Raw genomic sequence first — 16,734 nt, forward strand, 5'->3', positions numbered from 1 at the left:
GACTTCGCAAAATTTGCAAAAAGTCCGCAGGCCGTTGCCGAAATTCGCAAGTGAAATGGGTGGACCAGCGTTGACACGCTGTGCCATGGTCGAGTTAGCACACCAGTGAAGCTGCGCCGTTGACACCGCCTGGACGACGGTAGGGCGTCAGCGTTTTCGGCAATGAAAGACCGTTAAGGAGTTGTCTATGTCTGTCGTCGGCACCCCGAAGAGCGCGGAGCAGATCCAGCAGGAATGGGACACGAACCCGCGCTGGAAGGACGTCACCCGCACCTACTCCGCCGAGGACGTCGTCGCCCTCCAGGGCAGCGTGGTCGAGGAGCACACGCTGGCCCGCCGCGGTGCGGAGGTGCTGTGGGAGCAGCTGCACGACCTCGAGTGGGTCAACGCGCTGGGCGCGCTGACCGGCAACATGGCCGTCCAGCAGGTGCGCGCCGGCCTGAAGGCCATCTACCTGTCGGGCTGGCAGGTCGCCGGCGATGCCAACCTGTCCGGGCACACCTACCCCGACCAGAGCCTGTATCCCGCCAACTCGGTGCCGCAGGTGGTCCGCCGGATCAACAACGCACTGCAGCGCGCCGACCAGATCGCCAAGATCGAGGGCGATACTTCGGTGGAGAACTGGCTGGCGCCGATTGTCGCCGACGGCGAGGCCGGCTTTGGCGGCGCGCTCAACGTCTACGAGCTGCAGAAAGCCCTGATCGCCGCGGGCGTTGCGGGTTCGCACTGGGAGGACCAGTTGGCCTCTGAGAAGAAGTGCGGCCACCTGGGCGGCAAGGTGTTGATCCCGACCCAGCAGCACATCCGCACTTTGACGTCTGCTCGGCTCGCGGCCGATGTGGCTGATGTTCCCACGGTGGTGATCGCCCGTACCGACGCCGAGGCGGCCACGCTGATCACCTCCGACGTCGACGAGCGCGACCAGCCGTTCATCACCGGCGAGCGCACCCGGGAAGGCTTCTACCGCACCAAGAACGGCATCGAGCCTTGCATCGCTCGGGCGAAGGCCTACGCCCCGTTCGCCGACTTGATCTGGATGGAGACCGGTACCCCGGACCTCGAGGCCGCCCGGCAGTTCTCCGAGGCGGTCAAGGCGGAGTACCCGGACCAGATGCTGGCCTACAACTGCTCGCCATCGTTCAACTGGAAAAAGCACCTCGACGACGCCACCATCGCCAAGTTCCAGAAGGAGCTGGCAGCCATGGGCTTCAAGTTCCAGTTCATCACGCTGGCCGGCTTCCATGCGCTGAACTACTCGATGTTCGATCTGGCCTACGGCTACGCCCAGAACCAGATGAGCGCGTATGTCGAACTGCAGGAACGCGAGTTCGCCGCCGAAGAACGGGGCTACACCGCGACCAAGCACCAGCGCGAGGTCGGCGCCGGCTACTTCGACCGGATTGCCACCACCGTGGACCCGAATTCGTCGACCACCGCGTTGACCGGTTCCACCGAAGAGGGCCAGTTCCACTAGTCTGCCGAGCAGACGCAAAAGCACCCTTTTGCGGCGCAAAAGTGGCGCTTTTGCGTCTGCTCGCGCATTTGAGGAGGAACAGTGAGCGATGCGATCCAGCGGGTAGGGGTTGTCGGGGCCGGGCAGATGGGGTCCGGCATCGCCGAGGTCTCGGCTCGCGCCGGCGTCGAAGTGACGGTGTTCGAGCCGGCCGAGGCGTTGATCACCGCGGGACGCAACCGCATCGTGAAGTCGCTGGAGCGGGCCGTCAGCGCCGGCAAGGTAACCGAGCGCGAGCGTGACCGCGCCCTCGGCCTGTTGACCTTCACCACCGACCTCAACGACCTATCCGATAGGCAACTGGTGATCGAGGCCGTTGTCGAGGACGAGGCCGTCAAGTCCGAGATCTTCGCCGAGCTCGACCGGGTCGTCACCGATCCGGACGCGGTGCTGGCGTCGAATACCTCCAGCATCCCGATCATGAAGGTCGCCGCGGCCACCAAGCAGCCGCAACGGGTTCTTGGCCTGCATTTCTTCAATCCGGTCCCGGTGCTGCCACTGGTCGAGTTGGTGCGCACGCTGGTCACCGACGAAGCCGCCGCCGCGCGCACGGAGGAGTTTGCCAGTACTGTGCTGGGCAAACAGGTCGTGCGTTGCTCCGACCGCTCCGGATTCGTGGTCAATGCGCTCCTGGTGCCGTATTTGCTGTCGGCGATTCGGATGGTCGAGGCCGGGTTTGCCACCGTCGAAGATGTCGACAAGGCCGTTGTTGCGGGGTTATCGCACCCGATGGGTCCGCTGCGGCTTTCCGATCTTGTCGGCCTAGACACCCTCAAGCTGATCGCGGACAAGATGTTCGAAGAATTCAAAGAACCGCACTACGGGCCCCCTCCGCTGTTGCTGCGTATGGTTGAGGCGGGCCAGTTGGGAAAGAAATCGGGTCGAGGTTTCTACACGTACTGAAGTGTATGAACGGCCCCCAGGCTTGACGCAAGGCGAGATCACAGACCGAGACGGTGTGGTTACGATCGTGTGACAGCCGTTGCGTACATCGGGTAGTATTTCCGCGATCAACAGATGAGAGGTTCGGCCGGCATGACTGAGTTAAGGCCCTTTTACGAAGAGTCGCAATCGATTTACGACGTTTCCGACGAGTTTTTCTCACTGTTTCTAGACCCCACGATGGCTTACACCTGCGCGTACTTCGAGCGTGAGGACATGACTCTCGAAGAAGCGCAAAACGCGAAGTTCGATTTGGCGCTGGACAAGTTGCATCTTGAGCCCGGGATGACGCTGCTCGATATTGGCTGCGGCTGGGGTGGTGGGCTGCAACGAGCGATCGAGAACTACGATGTGAACGTCATCGGTATCACGCTCAGTCGCAATCAGTTCGAGTACAGCAAAGCGAAATTGGCGAAAATTCCCACCGAACGCAGCGTCCAGGTGCGGCTGCAGGGCTGGGATGAGTTCACGGACAAGGTCGACCGTATTGTCAGCATCGGTGCCTTCGAAGCATTCAAAATGGAGCGTTATGCGGCATTCTTTGAGCGTTCCTACGACATACTTCCAGATGACGGCCGGATGCTGCTGCACACAATTCTGACCTATACGCAGAAGCAGATGCATGAGATGGGCGTCAAGGTGACGATGAGCGATGTGCGGTTTATGAAATTCATCGGCGAAGAAATTTTTCCGGGCGGACAGTTACCGGCGCAGGAAGACATCTTCAAATTTGCGCAGGCGGCGGACTTTTCGGTGGAGAAGGTGCAATTGCTGCAGCAGCATTATGCTCGGACGCTAAACATCTGGGCGGCGAATCTGGAGGCTAACAAGGACCGCGCCATTGCTCTTCAGTCCGAGGAGATTTACAATAGATACATGCACTATCTGACCGGATGTGAGCACTTCTTCCGCAAGGGCATCAGCAACGTGGGACAGTTCACACTGACCAAGTAGCCCATCGCCGCCCGAGCACCCCAGGGGTTGCGGAGCTCACGCCGGGTGTGGCTTGACGCCCGGGCACCGGCCGGTGGGTAGCCAGCGCGCTTTGTCCGGTTACTTTTCCAGTGTGAACTGGTCGACGTCGGTGTAACCCTGGCGGAACAGCTTCGCGCAGCCGGTCAGGTACTTCATGTAGCGGTCGTAGACAGTCTGCGACTGGATCGCGATGGCCTGATCTTTGTTGGCCTCGAGCGCTGTGGCCCACATGTCCAGCGTCCTGGCGTAGTGCAGCTGCAATGACTGGACCGCGGTGACCCGGAAGCCGACCTTCTCGGCGTACTCGTGCACCGTCGGGATGGACGGCAGCCAGCCACCGGGGAAGATCTCGGCCAGGATGAATTTGGTGAAGTGAACCAGTTCGTGGGTCAACGTCAGGCCCTTTTCCCTGCCTTCTTTGAAGGTGGGGCGCACGATGGTGTGCAGCAACATCTTGCCGTCGGCCGGCAACGTGCGGTGGGTCACCTCGAAGAAATGGTGGTAGCGCTGGTGGCCGAAGTGCTCGAACGCGCCGATCGAGACGATGCGGTCGACGGGCTCGTCAAATTTCTCCCATCCCTCCAGCAACACTCGTCTGGAGCGGGGGGTGTCCATTTGGTCGAACATTTTCTGGACATGACCGGCCTGGTTCTCCGACAACGTCAGGCCCACGACATTGACGTCGTATTTCTCGATGGCGCGCCGCATGGTCGCGCCCCAGCCGCAGCCGATGTCCAGCAACGTCATCCCGGGTTCGAGGTTCAGCTTGCCCAGGGCCAGGTCGATCTTGGCGATCTGGGCCTCCTGCAGCGTCATGTCGTCGCGTTCGAAGTAGGCACAGCTGTAGGTCTGGGTGGGGTCCAAGAACAGCCGGAAAAAGTCGTCGGAGAGGTCGTAATGAGCTTGCACGTTTCCAAAATGCGGCGTGAGCTGCACGGACATACCGATTGAGCCTTTCTGTGTTCCGAGGCCCGCATCCGCTTGCCTCGACGCACCCCTGATCTATCCCCGATGCATCCCTTGCATGCTAGCTGCTGAAAGGCGGCCCAGTCGCAATCGGCGCCATGACCAGCTGTCGCAGCCGTCAGCGAAAATCACCAGGCGCGCCGCCAGGCACCGATCGCCAGGCCCACAACCAGCAGCGCACCGGCCTGACGCACGTGCAGCCAGGCCAACGCGGCATACCACAGCGGCCACACCGGAAACGCCGGTGGCGGCTGCTGGGGCCGCCGTCGCAGGAAATAGGGCCACACTTTCGCCAGCCGGGGCAGCGCCCCGGCGACCAGCAACGCGGCCAGGGCATGGCAGCCAGCATGACGTTTACGGCGATAAGTAGGTAGAAGCCGACCATCATGGCCAGTGTCACGGTGCGCGCGCACGTTTCGCCGAGTAGCACCGGCAGCGTTCGGATACCCAGCGGTTCGTCGTAACCGATCTTGTCGATGTGCTTACCCATCAGCACCGTGGTGCACAACAGCCCGTAGGGGAGCGACGCCAGCACGACCTCCCAACCGCCCGCGCCCACCGCGGCGTAGTAGGTTCCAGCGCACGCTCGGGTGAGCCGCAGCTGGTGGTTCGTCGAGGCGTGGTATATGCGGCACGGTTGGCCCCGGTAGCGGCCGGGTGCTGGGCATAGCGGGCGCGCGCGTAGGTGGCGCTGTCAGTACCGACATCGGTGTCGTAGAGATCGTTCATAAGGTTGTTGGCGATGTGCGGCGCATGTGATTCCCACCACAGGACGAGCCAGCGCCAATCCAAGCCAGGCTCGCCGATCGCCAACAGCCCCGCGACCAGGCCGGAGACCAGGGTCATCGGCAGCACTGCGGCCCGGGTGACGACGAGCCACCGGGTGACCGTGTCGGTCGGCCCGTCAGCTGGCGGGTTGGTGGTGCGAAGTGCGTAGGCCCACGATCTGAGCCGGGAGCCCGCGCCCGCGTCGGGCATCCCTAAAGCCTAGACCTGCCCCCAGGCAGGCACGATCGGCGAAGGATGCGGCTGCTCGCGAAACTTCTCCAACGATCCGCCGGCCTCGACGATGCCGCACAGTGCGCTCCAGCTCAGCATCGTCAGGTAGTCGATCAGTTCGTCACTGCTCATGCGCGGGTCTGACATCCAGGAGTGGGTGGCCAGCTGCACGCCGCCCACGATCAGATATGCCCACGGCTCGACTCCGCCGGTGTCCATCCCGGCTTCTTGCATGCGGCGGCGCAGCATCACCGCGAGCATGCGGGCAATGATTCGCTCCGAGTCGGCAATCACTTTGCTTTTGCTGGCCGAGCTATTCGCCATCACGAACCGATACGGCTCCGGTTGGGCCGCCACGGTCTCGACATAGACCCGGATGATTTCGCGGGTCAGTTCGAAACCATCCATATCGGCCGACAGCGCAGCGATCATGTTGGGGATCAAGGTGGTCTGCGTGAACCGCATCATCACGGCGGTCGTCAGGTCGTTTTTGTCGACGAAGTAGCGGTAGAGCACGGTCTTGGAGACCCCGATCTCGGCCGCTATCTCGTCCATGCTGAGGAAGCGGCCATGCCGGCGAATCGCCTCAATCGTGCCGTCCACCAGCTCATTGCGGCGCTCCACCTTGTGCTGGTGCCAGCGTCGCTTGCGACCATCCGTCTTCACGGTCACGGCCGGGATACGCTCTGCCACTGTTGCCAATTCCCATTCACTAGACGCTCCCGATACTACGGCCAATTGGGGGTCCTGCTGGCACATTGGACGCGCGCGCGGGGTGCGCAGGACAGTGTCGTCACATTAACTGGTGCCGGTGATAGCGGATGATGGTGTGGTGGCACATAGAGCCGAGGTGTCGGGCTCGCCGCCGCCACGGCTGAATTTGAGCACCCAGCCGACGGTGGCGCGGCGTGTCCGCGCCTCCTTCGCGGAATCCTTCGCCGCAGCCGATCCGGAGGCGGATGCCGCCCGGCGGATGGCGCTGCGTCGGATGAAAGTGGTGGCAGTGGGGTTTTTGGTAGGCGCCACCGGCGTGTTCCTCGCTTGTCGCTGGGCACAGGCCGATGGCGCTGACCACGCGTGGCTGGGTTATCTGGGCGCTGCGGCGGAAGCCGGTATGGTCGGCGCCTTGGCGGACTGGTTCGCGGTGACCGCGCTGTTCAAGCATCCGCTAGGCATTCCGATCCCGCATACGGCGATCATCAAGCGCAAGAAGGATCAGCTGGGCGAGGGCCTGGGCACCTTCGTGCGGGAGAATTTCCTGTCGCCGCCGGTCGTGGAGACCAAGCTGCGTGATGCGCAGATACCGAGTCGGCTTGGCAAGTGGTTGTCAGAGGCCACGCATGCCCAGCGGGTGGCGGCCGAGACCGCAACGGTGCTGCGGGTGCTGGTGGAGCTGCTGCGTGACGAGGACATCCAGCAGGTGATCGACCGGATGATTGTGCGTCGTATCGCCGAACCGCAGTGGGGTCCGCCGGCGGGCCGGGTGCTGGCGACGTTGCTGGCCGAGAATCGGCAGGAAGCCTTTATCCAATTGTTGGCCGATCGGGCGTTCCAGTGGTCGCTCAACGCCGGGGTGGTGATCCAGCGGGTGGTGGAGCGTGACTCGCCGAGTTGGTCGCCCCGATTCATCGACCACCTGGTTGGCGACCGTATCCACCGTGAGTTGATGGAATTTACCGACAAGGTGCGCCGCAACCCCGATCACGAGTTGCGCCGTTCGGCTACCCGCTTCTTGTTCGATTTCGCTGACGACCTGCAACACGATCCGGCCACTGTCGCGCGCGCCGACGCGATCAAAGAGGAGCTAATGGCGCGCGATGAGATCGCCACTGCGGCCGCGGCGGCGTGGAAGACACTGAAGCGGTTGGTGCTCGAGGGTGTTGACGACCCGTCCAGTGCGTTGCGCACCCGCATCACCGATGCGGTCATCCGGATCGGCGAATCGCTTCGTGACGATGCCGACCTGCGTGACAAGGTAGACAGTTGGATGGTGCGGGCGGCCCAACATCTGGTCTCGGAGTACGGGGTGGAGATCACCGCGATCATCACCGAGACGATCGAGCGCTGGGACGCCGAGGAAGCCAGCCGGCGAATCGAACTGCACGTCGGCCGAGACCTGCAGTTCATTCGGATCAACGGAACAGTGGTCGGGGCGATGGCAGGGTTGGCGATCTATGCGATCGCGCAACTGTTGTTCTGACGGGTGCTAACAAACGCTTGCAATAGCAAGCACTTGGACGTACTCTGGTGGCCGTTGCACCGATCACCCCGAGCTAGGAGTAGCCAATGTCGTCGGAGGAGAAGCTGGCCGCCAAGGTGTCCACCAAGGCCTCCGATGTGGCTTCCGACATCGGCAGCTTCATCAGGTCGCAACGTGAGACGGCGCACGTCTCGATGCGGCAGCTCGCCGAGCGGTCCGGCGTCAGCAATCCGTACCTGAGCCAGGTTGAGCGCGGATTGCGTAAGCCGTCCGCCGACGTGTTGAGCCAGATCGCAAAGGCGCTGCGGGTCTCGGCCGAAGTCCTTTATGTGCGCGCCGGGATTCTCGAGCCCAGCGAGACCAGTCAGGTGCGTGACGCCATCATCACCGATACGGCGATCACCGAGCGTCAGAAGCAGATTCTGCTCGATATCTACGCGTCATTTACCCACCAGAACGAAGCCACCCGTGAGGAGTGTCTGAGCGATCCGACACCGACCGATGACTAGCCGTTGGCCGGCTGTTTTGCGCACCGGCTGGCGGGTAATCAAACCTGAAGGACAGTCATCTGGGTGAGGTCGACCGCAGGCTGATCCAGCCGATCGGCCGCGCTGGCCAACAGCGACTCCGTCGATGACGTGCAGCAAAGGAGACATGTAGTGACCGGATCAGCTGGGCCTGACATCTACGAACTCGACCGACAACCGACCCGACGATCAGGAGGTTTCCCCGGCAAGTCGCGTGCCATGTCAATCCGCGGGTCTTGACTAGTCCTCCCTGGAGGAGCCGACGCTTGCCCCAACGTCCAGACCAAAGATGTAAGAACGCCGATATCAGAAAATAGTTAATGAAAGGAATACCCATGGCTGAAAACTCGAACATTGATGACATCAAGGCTCCGTTGCTTGCCGCGCTTGGAGCGGCCGACCTGGCCTTGGCCACTGTCAACGAGTTGATCACGAACCTGCGTGAGCGTGCGGAGGAGACTCGTACGGACACCCGCAGCCGGGTCGAGGAGAGCCGTGCTCGCCTGACCAAGCTGCAGGAAGATCTGCCCGAGCAGCTCACCGAGCTGCGTGAGAAGTTCACCGCCGAGGAGCTGCGTAAGGCCGCCGAGGGCTACCTCGAGGCCGCGACTAGCCGGTACAACGAGCTGGTCGAGCGCGGTGAGGCCGCTCTAGAGCGGCTGCGCAGCCAGCAGAGCTTCGAGGAAGTGTCGGCGCGCGCCGAAGGCTACGTGGACCAGGCGGTGGAGTTGACCCAGGAGGCGTTGGGTACGGTCGCATCGCAGACCCGCGCGGTCGGTGAGCGTGCCGCCAAGCTGGTCGGCATCGAGCTGCCTAAGAAGGCTGCTCCGGCCAAGAAGGCCGCTCCGGCCAAGAAGGCCGCTCCGGCCAAGAAGGCGGCGGCCAAGAAGGCGCCCGCGAAGAAGGCGGCGGCCAAGAAGGTCACCCAGAAGTAGTCGGGCTCCGAATCACCATCGACTCCGAGTCGCCCACGGGGCGACTCGGAGTCGACGTGTTGGATGCAAACCGCATAGTCTGAATGCGTGAGCCACCTCGTGGGTACCGTCATGCTGGTATTGCTGGTCGCCGTCTTGGTGACAGCGGTGTACGCGTTTGTGCATGCTGCGTTGCAGCGGCCCGATGCCTATACCGCCGCCGACAAGCTGACCAAGCCGGTGTGGTTGGTGATCCTGGGCGCGGCCGTGGCGTTGGCCTCCATCCTGTATCCCGTTTTGGGTGTGCTCGGGATGGCGATGTCCGCCTGTGCGTCCGGCGTGTATCTGGTCGACGTGCGGCCCAAGCTTCTCGAGATTCAGGGCAAGTCGCGCTAACGGAATGAAAGCCCTGGTGGCCGTGTCGGCGGTGGCCGTCGTCGCACTGCTCGGTGTATCTTCCGCCCAAGCTGATCCCGAGGCGGATCCCGGCGCAGGTGAGGCCAACTATGGTGGCCCCCCAAGTTCCCCACGTCTTGTCGATCACACCGAATGGGCGCAGTGGGGAAGTCTGCCCAGCCTCCGGGTCTACCCGTCCCAAGTTGGGCGTACAGCCTCCCGCCGCCTCGGGATGGCCGCTGCCGACGCGGCCTGGGCCGAGGTTCTCGCGCTGTCACCGGAGGCCGACACTGCCGGCATGCGCGCGCAGTTCATCTGCCACTGGCAGTACGCCGAAATCAGACAACCCGGCAAACCCAGCTGGAACCTCGAGCCGTGGCGGCCGGTCGTCGACGACTCGGAGATGTTGGCTTCCGGCTGCAATCCGGGCAGCCCTGAAGAGTCGTTTTAGTGCTCGGCCAACCGACTCGGGCGCAGTTGGCCGCGCTGGTAGACCACACCCTGCTCAAGCCTGAGACCACCCGTGCCGATGTGGCCGCGCTGGTCGCCGAAGCCGCCGAACTCGGCGTCTACGCGGTCTGCGTGTCGCCGTCGATGGTGCCAGTTGCGGTCCAAGCCGGTGGTGTGCGGGTTGCGGCGGTGACGGGCTTCCCGTCGGGCAAGCACGTGTCCTCAGTCAAGGCGCATGAGGCGGCTGCGGCCCTGGCATCCGGCGCCAGTGAGATCGACATGGTCATCGACATCGGGGCTGCGCTGTGCGGTGACATCGACGCAGTGCGCTCCGACATCGAGGCGGTGCGTGCCGCTGCGGCCGGGGCTGTGCTCAAGGTGATCGTGGAGTCGGCGGTGCTGTTGGGACAGTCAAACGCGCACACGTTGGTGGATGCGTGTCGTGCCGCCGAGGATGCCGGTGCCGACTTCGTCAAAACCTCGACTGGGTGTCATCCGGCCGGCGGGGCCACGGTGCGTGCCGTCGAGCTGATGGCCGAGACGGTCGGCCCTCGGCTAGGGGTCAAAGCCAGCGGTGGGATCCGCACCGCCGCCGACGCGGTCGCGATGCTCAACGCCGGTGCCACCAGGTTGGGCCTGTCCGGCACCCGGGCGGTGCTCGATGGGCTCAGCTGACAGCTGAGCGCGCGGGTGGCGGCGTCAAATGTGCGAGAAGCAGGGATTCTGGATGCCGGTGGGGATAGCCGCGTCGCGAGTTGAGAACCGGCTCACCACGCCGGTCGAGGTGACTTGCACGCTGTCCGCGTGAATCCCCAACGGGTAGTTCTTGGTCAGGCTGGAGGTGAACTCGTTCAGCGTCGACTGAACGGTTTCTTTCGGCAGCGAGAACCCGAGCGTGTTGAAATTGATGATCTGCAGCTCCAATCCTTTGCCAGCCACTATCGGCTTGGCTGTGATGTTGTTCAGCAGGCCCTTCAGTTCGACGGTGCCGTCTGCGGGGTGAGTGACCACGCTGCTGGTGACGAAAGCGCCCAGGATCGGAATCGCGTTTTGCACCGATTCCTTGATGCCTTCCGACGACCAGGTAATGGTGGCGTCCAGGGCGCCGATCGTGCCCCTAGAGTTGGGGGTGTTCTTGAGCCGGACGTTCTGGATCGTGAGCTTTATCTGCATGCCCTTGGCATCGCGGATCTGATTGCCCGCGGTTTCCACCGAGATATTGGTGAAGTGCCGCGTAGCGACCTGCCACAGCAGCAGCGGCGCCACACCGAAGGATGCGGTGGCTTGGTCTTTGACCACGCATGCGACCGCTTGGGCGACCTTGCTATTGGCAACATGGCGAGCGTATAGCTCGCCTCCGATCAGCCCGGCGAGGACGAGCGAAAACACGATGATCAGGACAAGAAAGACGGTTAGCGGGTCGCGGCGGGCACGTCGTTTGGTCTTCACCGCCGCTGGCTCTTCCTCTTGCTCAGCCAGCAGGCCCGTTGGGTCCCACGCCTGGTGCGCAGCTTGGCGGCCGGATCGCCGTGTGTGGGCATGCGACGCAGCCAGATGCTCAGTTTGCGGCTGCTGCTCCGGTTGGGTGGGCGGACTCACCGGTTCTTGGATATGACCCGCGGGCTCGCCGGGGCGCAGTCGACCGGTGGATGCTTCGGACGATGCCGGGGGTCGGGCGAGCGGACCTTGATCCCCAGGGCGCGCCCAGGGCGACGGGTCGTTCGGTGGACCTTGCGGGTTGGTCACCCACGCGATTGTGCCTTATCGATCTGAACGAAGTCTGTCTGGTTGCGTAGCACCGCAATGCGGTCGCGAGCCGCGGCTACATTGTCGACATCGATGTCGGCGACCAGCAGTTGCGGCTGGGTGCCAGCTGACACCACCACCTCGCCTAGCGGCGAGGCCACCAGGCTGCCGCCTACCCCGGTCGGTGCAGCCGAGCTCGCCCCCACGCCGGTGCGGGCATCACCTGGGTCTGCTTGGCCGGCCGCGGCGACGTAACTCATGGAGTCTAGCGCCCGGGCGCGGGCCAGCAACGTCCACTGTTCGAGTTTGCCCGGACCGGAACCCCAGGATGCACAGACCGCGATCAGTTGGGCCCCGCGCCGCGCCAGCTCGGTATAAAGGGCGGGAAAGCGAATGTCGTAGCAAACGGTCAAACCCACCCGCACGCCGTCGACCACGACTACCACCGGTTCGCGCCCGGGTGCGACGGTACGTGACTCGGTGAAGCCGAACGCGTCATAGAGGTGGATCTTGTGGTAGTGCGCGTCCGGCTGATTGGGCGTGCCCGGGCCGGCTGCGATCAGCGTGTTTGTTACCCGCCCGTCGCCGGTCGGGGTGAACATGCCGGCGATCACGGTGATGCCCGCCTCGGTCGCGATCCGTCGGACTCCGTTTGCCCAGGGTCCGTCGACGGGCTCGGCGACCTGCCGCAGCGGGACACCGAGCCGGCACATGGTCGCCTCAGGAAACACCACCAGCTGTGCGCCCGCGGTGGCGGCTTCGCCGGCGTACTTGCCGACCAGTTGCAGATTGGCGGCGGGGTCGGTACCGCTGCGGATTTGCGCCAACGCGATTCGCATGCGCGCCAGCCTAGGCCCGGCGACGAGCGCGCCGCACCGGCGCGCGCAGGAGCCGGGCAATCCAGCTTGCGCCCGGCGACGAGCGCGCCGCACCGGCGCGCGCAGGAGCCGGGCAATCCAGCTTGCGCCCGGCGACGAGCGCGCCGCACCGGCGCGCGCAGGAGCCGGGCAATCCAGCTTGCGCCCGGCGACGAGCGCGCCGCACCGGCGCGCGCAGGAGCCGGGCAATCCAGCTTGCGCCCGGCGACGAGCGCGCCGTACCGGCGCGCGCAGGAGCCGGGCAAGCTGGCACCTCAGACGTTGTTCGTGATCCACAGCGTGGTGAAGCGCTGTTCGATGGTCACTAGCTGGCTTAATTGGGTGCCGATAAGCCTCTCCAGCTTCCCGCCAATGAACGGGATACGCACCTGGATGGTGACCTGCAGCGTCATTCGGGAGCCACCCGACTCCGGTATGGGCGAGAGCACGGCGGTGCCCCACAAGTTCACCGGAGCGTCCACGATCGATCCCGCAATGGACGCGGTCGCGATGCCTTCCTTGACCGGGCCCCAGGTCTCCTCGCGCCGTACCGAAAGATCGCCCCGGTGCAACTGTGTGACCAGGCCGGGCAGATTGTGACTGCGCACCATCTGCAGGGTGACGACTTCGATGGTGCCGTCGTCTCCGGAGTCGCCACCTACGCGTATCGACTCAAGGGTCGCGACGTCGACCGGCGTTTCGGCCAGTCTGGCTTTCCAGTAGTCCGCCTCGTAGAAAGCCCGATGAACCTCCTCGACGCTGCCCTCGTAGTCGGCCGACATGTCGAATGAACGCGGCATAGCAGGTCAGGCTACCCTTACGGGCCATGAAACGGAGCGGTGTCGGTTCGCTCTTTGCCGGTGCGTATATTGCCGAGGCGGTCCCGTTGGCGCCGCTGACCACTTTGCGTGTGGGCCCGATCGCCCGACGTGTCATCACTTGCACCAGCGCCGAACAGGTGGTGGCTGCGCTGCGGCACCTGGATTCGGCGGCCAAGACCGGAGCTGACCGCCCGCTGGTGTTTGCTGGTGGCTCCAATTTGGTGATCGCCGAGAACCTGACCGACCTGACCGTGGTGCGGTTGGCCAATAGCGGCATCACCATCGACGGTAACTTGGTGCGGGCCGAGGCCGGTGCGGTCTTCGATGACGTGGTGGTTAGGGCCATCGAACAGGGTCTGGGCGGACTGGAATGCCTGTCTGGCATCCCAGGATCGGCCGGGGCGACACCCGTGCAGAACGTGGGGGCGTATGGCGCGGAGGTGTCTGACACCATCACTCGGGTTCGGCTTTTGGATCGGTGCACGGGTGAGGTGCGTTGGGTATCCGCGCGCGACCTGCGCTTCGGCTATCGCACGAGCGTGCTCAAACACGCTGATGGGCTTGCGGTGCCCACCGTGGTCTTGGAGGTGGAGTTTGCGCTGGATCCGTCGGGCCGCAGCGCACCGCTGCGCTACGGCGAGCTGATCGCCGCGCTGAATGCGACCAGCGGCGAGCGCGCCGACCCGCAAGCGGTCCGCGAAGCGGTGCTGGCCCTGCGGGCACGCAAGGGCATGGTGCTGGACCCGACCGACCATGACACCTGGAGCGTGGGATCGTTCTTCACAAACCCGGTGGTCACCCAGGATGTTTACGAACGGCTGGCCGGTGACGCGGCCACCAGAAAGGACGGTCCGGTCCCGCACTATCCCGCGCCCGACGGCGTCAAGCTGGCCGCCGGCTGGCTGGTGGAACGGGCCGGCTTCGGCAAGGGCTATCCGGATGCCGGCGCCGCCCCATGCCGGCTTTCCACCAAACATGCGCTGGCGCTGACAAATCGTGGCGGGGCCACCGCCGAAGATGTGGTGACGCTGGCGCGCGCCGTGCGCGATGGGGTCCATGATGTGTTTGGTATCACACTAAAACCCGAACCCGTGCTGATCGGCTGCATGTTGTAGCTGCGTTTTCGCGGCGGGGCGGCGTGGCGCGCATTGCTTAGGGCTGGTTGCCAGGCGTTCTGTGGTCATTCGTGTGCTGTTTCGCCCGGTATCTTTGATACCCGTGAATAACTCCAGCACCCCCCAGAGTCAGGGGCCGATCAGTCGGCGTCTGGCGTTGACGGCCCTTGGGTTTGGGGTGTTGGCACCGAACGTTCTGGTCGCGTGCGCCGGCAAAGTGACCAAGCTGGCCGAGAAGAGGCCGCCACCGGCGCCTCGTCTGACTTTCCGGCCTGCCGACTCTGCCGCCGACGTGGTGCCGATCGCGCCGATCAGCGTCGAGGTCGGTGACGGCTGGTTTCAGCGGGTCGCGCTGACCAATTCGGCAGGCAAGGTCGTCGCCGGGGCATACAGCCGGGATCGCACCATCTACACGATCACCGAGCCGCTGGGCTACGACACGACCTACACCTGGAGCGGTTCGGCCGTCGGCCATGACGGCAAGGCGGTTCCGGTGGCGGGCAAGTTCACCACCGTGGCACCCGTCAAGACGATCAACGCGGGATTCCAGCTCGCCGACGGCCAGACCGTCGGGATCGCGGCGCCGGTGATTATTCAGTTCGATTCACCGATCAGCGACAAGGCCGCCGTCGAGCGGGCACTAACCGTGACCACCGACCCGCCTGTCGAGGGCGGCTGGGCCTGGCTGCCCGACGAGGCGCAGGGCGCTCGCGTGCACTGGCGTCCTCGGGAGTACTACCCGGCGGGTACCACCGTCGACGTCGACGCCAAGCTGTATGGGCTGCCGTTCGGCGACGGCGCGTACGGCGCGCAGGATATGTCGTTGCACTTCCAGATCGGTCGTCGTCAGGTGGTCAAGGCCGAAGTCTCGTCGCACCGCATCCAAGTCGTCACCGATGCCGGCGTCATCATGGACTTCCCGTGCAGCTACGGCGAGGCCGACTTGGCGCGCAACGTCACCCGCAACGGCATCCACGTCGTCACCGAGAAATACTCGGACTTCTACATGTCCAACCCGGCCGCCGGTTACAGCCATATCCACGAACGTTGGGCGGTGCGGATTTCCAACAACGGCGAGTTCATCCATGCCAACCCTATGAGCGCCGGTGCCCAGGGCAACAGCAATGTCACCAACGGCTGTATCAACCTGTCGACGGAGAACGCCGAACAGTACTACCGCAGCGCGGTCTACGGTGACCCGGTTGAGGTGACCGGCAGTTCGATCCAGCTGTCCTACGCCGACGGTGACATCTGGGACTGGGCGGTGGACTGGGACACCTGGGTGTCGATGTCGGCGCTACCGCCACCGGCGGCCAAACCGGCGGCGACGCAAATCCCGGTCACCGCCCCGGTCACGCCGTCGGATGCCCCCACCCCGTCCGGCACACCCACGACTACTAACGGACCGGGTGGGTAGCGCGACGGCTAGCTGATGCCTGGTCGCGGGGCCGGATGACGATCTGGTCAAGGTTGACGTGTGAGGGCCGGGTGGCCACGAATCCGATCACCTCGGCGACGTCGGCGGCTACTAGCGGTGTCATGCCGGCATAAACCGCGTCCGCGCGTTGCTGGTCGCCGTCGAAGCGGACCAGCGAAAATTCGGTCTCGACCGCGCCTGGAGCGATCTCGGTGAGCCGGACCGGCTTCCCCAGCAGTTCGCCGCGCAGCGTGCGATGCAGCGCGCCCTGCGCGTGCTTGGCAGCGGTGTAGCCGGCGCCGCCGTCGTACACCTCGAGCGCGGCGATCGAGGTGACGGTGACGATCAGGCCGTCGCCGGAGTCGATCAGCTTGGGCAGCAGCGCGCGGGTTACCCGCAGCGTGCCCAGTACGTTGGTGTCCCACATCCATCGCCAGTGCTCCAAATCGGCATCGGCGACGAACTGAAGCCCCTTGGCGCCACCGGCGTTGTTGACCAGCACGTCCACCCGGCTCAGCGCGCGGGCCAACGCTTCGACGGCGGCGTCGTCAGTGACATCGGCCACAATTGCGGTTCCGCCGATCTGGTTGGCCAGCGCGGTGATCCGGTCCGCCCGACGCGCCACCGCGACCACGTGAAACCCCTGGGCCGCAAGGGTTCTCGCGGTTGCCTCGCCGATACCGGAACTGGCGCCGGTGACCACGGCGACTCGCTTGCGGGTGCCGATTGTCGTCATCGGGACAACTCTAATAAACGTGCTAAATTCTCGGTGTGTACCACAGCGCCTTGTTCCGCACGACGACCGCGTGTCTTTTCGCGGGCGCGTGTTGTTGCCGCCCCCTTTGCCGCGCCTGACCGATACACGTCAGCAGGTGTGGCCAACAGGACCCGGCCAT

19 protein-coding genes are annotated in these 16,734 nt (G+C 64.4%); 11 read left to right on the plus strand and 8 right to left on the minus strand.

The annotated features are described in order from the left end of the window. The first annotated feature begins 187 nt into the window (after positions 1-187). The 3 genes from aceA (at position 188) to umaA (ending at position 3,409) form a co-directional block, all read left to right on the plus strand. Complete coding sequence (gene aceA / locus FF952_RS02460; RefSeq protein ID WP_003402316.1) at positions 188-1,474, plus strand: isocitrate lyase; 1,287 nt, start codon at positions 188-190, stop codon at positions 1,472-1,474. 81 nt (positions 1,475-1,555) lie between these two features. Then, positions 1,556-2,416 carry a 3-hydroxybutyryl-CoA dehydrogenase FadB2 gene (gene fadB2, locus FF952_RS02465; RefSeq protein ID WP_003402318.1) on the plus strand — a complete coding sequence of 287 codons (861 nt, stop codon included), beginning with the start codon at positions 1,556-1,558 and terminating at the stop codon, positions 2,414-2,416. A 132-nt stretch (positions 2,417-2,548) separates the two neighbouring features. Next, positions 2,549-3,409: an SAM-dependent methyltransferase UmaA gene (gene umaA, locus FF952_RS02470; protein WP_003903018.1), complete on the plus strand. Its 861-nt coding sequence runs from the start codon at positions 2,549-2,551 to the stop codon at positions 3,407-3,409. Positions 3,410-3,508: 99 nt separating this feature from the next. Here umaA and pcaA read toward each other — a convergent pair whose 3' ends face one another. The 4 genes from pcaA to FF952_RS02490 form a co-directional block, all read right to left on the minus strand. Continuing rightward, positions 3,509-4,372, minus strand: a complete 864-nt coding sequence (gene pcaA / locus FF952_RS02475; protein ID WP_003402323.1) for a cyclopropane mycolic acid synthase PcaA — start codon at positions 4,370-4,372, stop codon at positions 3,509-3,511. Between the two features lie 142 nt (positions 4,373-4,514). Continuing rightward, on the minus strand, positions 4,515-4,955 hold the full coding sequence (locus tag FF952_RS02480; protein ID WP_003898470.1) for a UbiA prenyltransferase family protein: 441 nt from the start codon (positions 4,953-4,955) through the stop codon (positions 4,515-4,517). After that, the gene (locus FF952_RS02485) at positions 4,886-5,374 is read right to left on the minus strand and encodes a UbiA prenyltransferase family protein (RefSeq protein WP_003402327.1); all 489 of its coding nucleotides are present in this window, start codon (positions 5,372-5,374) and stop codon (positions 4,886-4,888) included. The genes FF952_RS02480 and FF952_RS02485 overlap by 70 nt, the downstream gene beginning before the upstream one ends. Positions 5,375-5,383: 9 nt before the next feature. Further along, the gene (locus FF952_RS02490; RefSeq protein WP_003402330.1) at positions 5,384-6,088 is read right to left on the minus strand and encodes a TetR/AcrR family transcriptional regulator; all 705 of its coding nucleotides are present in this window, start codon (positions 6,086-6,088) and stop codon (positions 5,384-5,386) included. Positions 6,089-6,224: 136 nt separating this feature from the next. Between FF952_RS02490 and FF952_RS02495 the strand changes: the two genes are divergently transcribed. From FF952_RS02495 to deoC, 6 genes are all read left to right on the plus strand, one after another. Further along, positions 6,225-7,595, plus strand: a complete 1,371-nt coding sequence (locus FF952_RS02495) for a DUF445 domain-containing protein (RefSeq protein WP_003903020.1) — start codon at positions 6,225-6,227, stop codon at positions 7,593-7,595. A gap of 86 nt (positions 7,596-7,681) precedes the next feature. Then, complete coding sequence (locus tag FF952_RS02500) at positions 7,682-8,104, plus strand: helix-turn-helix domain-containing protein (protein ID WP_003904411.1); 423 nt, start codon at positions 7,682-7,684, stop codon at positions 8,102-8,104. A gap of 353 nt (positions 8,105-8,457) precedes the next feature. After that, positions 8,458-9,057, plus strand: coding sequence for a heparin-binding hemagglutinin HbhA (gene hbhA / locus FF952_RS02505; RefSeq protein WP_003402339.1), 600 nt, complete (start codon positions 8,458-8,460; stop codon positions 9,055-9,057). A gap of 87 nt (positions 9,058-9,144) precedes the next feature. Then, positions 9,145-9,432, plus strand: a complete 288-nt coding sequence (locus FF952_RS02510) for a DUF2516 family protein (protein ID WP_003898474.1) — start codon at positions 9,145-9,147, stop codon at positions 9,430-9,432. 4 nt (positions 9,433-9,436) lie between these two features. Next, positions 9,437-9,883 carry a DUF2599 domain-containing protein gene (locus tag FF952_RS02515; protein ID WP_003402344.1) on the plus strand — a complete coding sequence of 149 codons (447 nt, stop codon included), beginning with the start codon at positions 9,437-9,439 and terminating at the stop codon, positions 9,881-9,883. After that, entirely contained in the window at positions 9,883-10,557 is a 675-nt protein-coding gene (gene deoC / locus FF952_RS02520) for a deoxyribose-phosphate aldolase (protein WP_003402347.1), read from the plus strand. Before FF952_RS02515 ends, deoC begins: the two co-directional genes overlap by 1 nt. Positions 10,558-10,581: 24 nt before the next feature. On the opposite strand, the gene FF952_RS02525 is transcribed toward deoC, so the two are convergent. The 3 genes from FF952_RS02525 to FF952_RS02535 all read right to left on the minus strand — a co-directional run bounded on the left by FF952_RS02525 (position 10,582) and on the right by FF952_RS02535 (position 13,285). After that, a complete protein-coding gene (locus FF952_RS02525) occupies positions 10,582-11,628 on the minus strand; it encodes an LmeA family phospholipid-binding protein (protein WP_003903022.1) in 1,047 nt (348 codons plus the stop codon). Next, positions 11,625-12,467 (minus strand): carbon-nitrogen hydrolase family protein, encoded by an 843-nt coding sequence (locus tag FF952_RS02530; RefSeq protein ID WP_003402350.1) that lies wholly within the window; start codon positions 12,465-12,467, stop codon positions 11,625-11,627. The genes FF952_RS02525 and FF952_RS02530 overlap by 4 nt, the downstream gene beginning before the upstream one ends. A 293-nt stretch (positions 12,468-12,760) precedes the next feature. Further along, positions 12,761-13,285 (minus strand): DUF2505 domain-containing protein, encoded by a 525-nt coding sequence (locus FF952_RS02535; RefSeq protein WP_003402351.1) that lies wholly within the window; start codon positions 13,283-13,285, stop codon positions 12,761-12,763. A 26-nt stretch (positions 13,286-13,311) separates the two neighbouring features. On the opposite strand from FF952_RS02535, the gene FF952_RS02540 reads away from it, so the two are divergent. Beyond that, on the plus strand, positions 13,312-14,421 hold the full coding sequence (locus FF952_RS02540) for a UDP-N-acetylmuramate dehydrogenase (protein WP_031680767.1): 1,110 nt from the start codon (positions 13,312-13,314) through the stop codon (positions 14,419-14,421). A gap of 61 nt (positions 14,422-14,482) precedes the next feature. Beyond that, positions 14,483-15,838, plus strand: coding sequence for a L,D-transpeptidase LdtMt5 (ldtMt5, locus tag FF952_RS02545; RefSeq protein WP_003402357.1), 1,356 nt, complete (start codon positions 14,483-14,485; stop codon positions 15,836-15,838). Here ldtMt5 and FF952_RS02550 read toward each other — a convergent pair. Continuing rightward, positions 15,819-16,574: an SDR family NAD(P)-dependent oxidoreductase gene (locus tag FF952_RS02550; protein WP_003402359.1), complete on the minus strand. Its 756-nt coding sequence runs from the start codon at positions 16,572-16,574 to the stop codon at positions 15,819-15,821. The genes ldtMt5 and FF952_RS02550 overlap by 20 nt on opposite strands. Positions 16,575-16,734 lie beyond the last annotated feature (160 nt).

It is taken from the genome of Mycobacterium tuberculosis complex sp. N0072 (assembly GCF_030323725.1).
In the GTDB taxonomy this organism is placed as follows: Bacteria; Actinomycetota; Actinomycetes; order Mycobacteriales; family Mycobacteriaceae; genus Mycobacterium; species Mycobacterium tuberculosis.